At 64.9% G+C, this 1,827-nt stretch carries 2 protein-coding genes and 1 pseudogene; 2 read left to right on the forward strand and 1 reads right to left on the reverse strand.

The features are described from left to right. Positions 1–337 precede the first annotated feature (337 nt). Complete coding sequence (locus R1101_RS0122600) at positions 338–877, reverse strand: TetR/AcrR family transcriptional regulator (protein ID WP_016935482.1); 540 nt, start codon at positions 875–877, stop codon at positions 338–340. A gap of 97 nt (positions 878–974) precedes the next feature. Here R1101_RS0122600 and R1101_RS0122605 point away from each other — a divergent pair, with 97 nt between their 5' ends. Then, on the forward strand, positions 975–1,382 hold the full coding sequence (locus R1101_RS0122605; protein ID WP_016935483.1) for a nuclear transport factor 2 family protein: 408 nt from the start codon (positions 975–977) through the stop codon (positions 1,380–1,382). A 104-nt stretch (positions 1,383–1,486) separates the two neighbouring features. Beyond that, positions 1,487–1,827: pseudogene (locus tag R1101_RS29850) on the forward strand (helix-turn-helix domain-containing protein); the annotation flags it as partial.

Genomic DNA, 1,827 nt, shown 5'->3' on the forward strand with positions numbered 1-1,827 from the left:
GCGGTGGGCGGCAGTGGCGATCTGCTCAGCGAGCGCTGCGATTGACCGTCTCATATCTTCCTCCATCTTCCCTCATCTTACCTCGTCCGGACATGGGCGTGAGTTGGGAACGCCTCCCTTCACTCAGCACCCACGTTGGCCCGACCTGACACCCGGGTCAACGGTCGCCCAGCGGCACAAGGAGCGCGTCGAGCTCATCGCCGGGCACAGGACCGAACGTGAGGCCACCGGGACTGCAGAGGACTTCGGGCATGTAGAAGACGGTGTACGGAGACGGTGCACGGACAAGTGGCGAGTGCATCGCGTTCGGTGCGCGGCTGGCCCAGAGGAGTACCGCTCACGCAGTCGTCACACGCAGGGCCAGCTCGGCTACGCGGCGCAACTGCTCCTCGTCGGCGCCGTCGCGAGCGTAGGACGACAGGCCCACGAGCAGAGCATGGGTGAAGGCGGCGAGCGTGTCGGCGTCGACGCTCGTCTCCGTGTCGATGTCGACTGTCCGCAGTCGGTCTGCGGTGATCGCGCGGTTCTGGTTGCGATTGCCGGTGAGCTCAGGTGCTGTGTTGACGAGACATCCACGGGGATGTGCTTCGCTGACGTACTCCTGGCAGGCACGGTCGAGCATCAATCGCAACACCTCGTGCGGAGTCGTCCCGGCGATCCCGGCTGTCGTCACCGACGCGGGGTTGGCTTCATAGCGGGCGACGACCTCCTCGAACAGGGTCCGTTTGTCGCCGAACGCGGCGTACAGGCTGGGCGCGGAAATGCCGAGCTCCCGCGTGAGGTCGGCGATGGAGGTCTGCTCGTAGCCGTGCTCCCAGAACAGAAGCATCGCCTTGTCCAATGCGGTGTCTCGATCGAAGTTGCGCGGCCGTCCCATACATTCATTCTATAACGACCACTACAGATGTGCTAGCGTTCTGTATCGACCACTACAGATCGGCGGTCGGCGATCGCCACCAGAGACAGGACACCTGATGACCCCCACCACAACCGACACCACGACCGCCTTCCTCGAGGCCCTCGGAGCGCAGGACCCGGAACAACTGGGCGAGCTGTTCGCGGAGGAAATCGACTGGTTCGTTCCCGGCGACCCGGCGGTAGCACACTGGGTCGGCGCTCGCTCGCACAAAAGCGAGGTGCCCGACTACTTCCGTGCCCTGTGGGCCGCCCTCGTACCGGGCAAGAGCGTCGTCTCGGTCGAGACTGTCGTCACCGACGGCGAGGATGCCGTCATCTTCGGTGCGTTCGACCACGTCGCAGCTACGACCGGACGCCCGTTCCACACCGACGTCGCGATGCGCTTGACCGTGAAGGCGGGAAAGATCACGCGCATGCACCTGTTCGAGGACACAGCAGCAACCGCAGCGGCGTTCACACCCTAGGTGTACTCGGCCGGGACGTTGGTAGCAGGCGTGTCGGCTTGATGTGAAGAGAACCTCCGAGTGGGGGTGGCTTGTCCAAGGCCCACATCCGCTCGGAGGTTCTCGTGTCCCACCGTAATGCCCGCACGACTTATCGAAGATTGCTCATCATCGGGCGCTACCGAAACGGCTGGCCCAAAGCGCATATCGCCAGCGCAATGGGAATCTCCCGCAAGTGTGTCCACATGGGTGGCCCGCTGCGAGACCGAAAGTGAGAGCGGATTGCGCGACCGGTCCTCGCGGCCGAACTCGGAGTTCCGGCCCGCACCATCTCCCGGGTTCTCCGACGCCACCAGGTGCCCCACCTGGCCGACTGCGACCCGCTGACCGGGCACGTGATCCGGGCGTCGAAGACGACCGCGGTGCGCTACGAACGTCGGCGCCCGGGCGAACTGGTGCACATGGA

Origin of the sequence: Rhodococcus sp. R1101, from assembly GCF_000278445.1 — a bacterium.
Taxonomy (GTDB): Bacteria; Actinomycetota; Actinomycetes; order Mycobacteriales; family Mycobacteriaceae; genus Rhodococcus; species Rhodococcus gordoniae.

Coding starts and splice junctions, on each gene's coding strand:
- R1101_RS0122600 (WP_016935482.1), bottom strand. CDS start 877: ATGGGACGGCCGCGCAACTTCGATCGAGACACCGCATTGGACAAGGCG.
- R1101_RS0122605 (WP_016935483.1), top strand. CDS start 975: ATGACCCCCACCACAACCGACACCACGACCGCCTTCCTCGAGGCCCTC.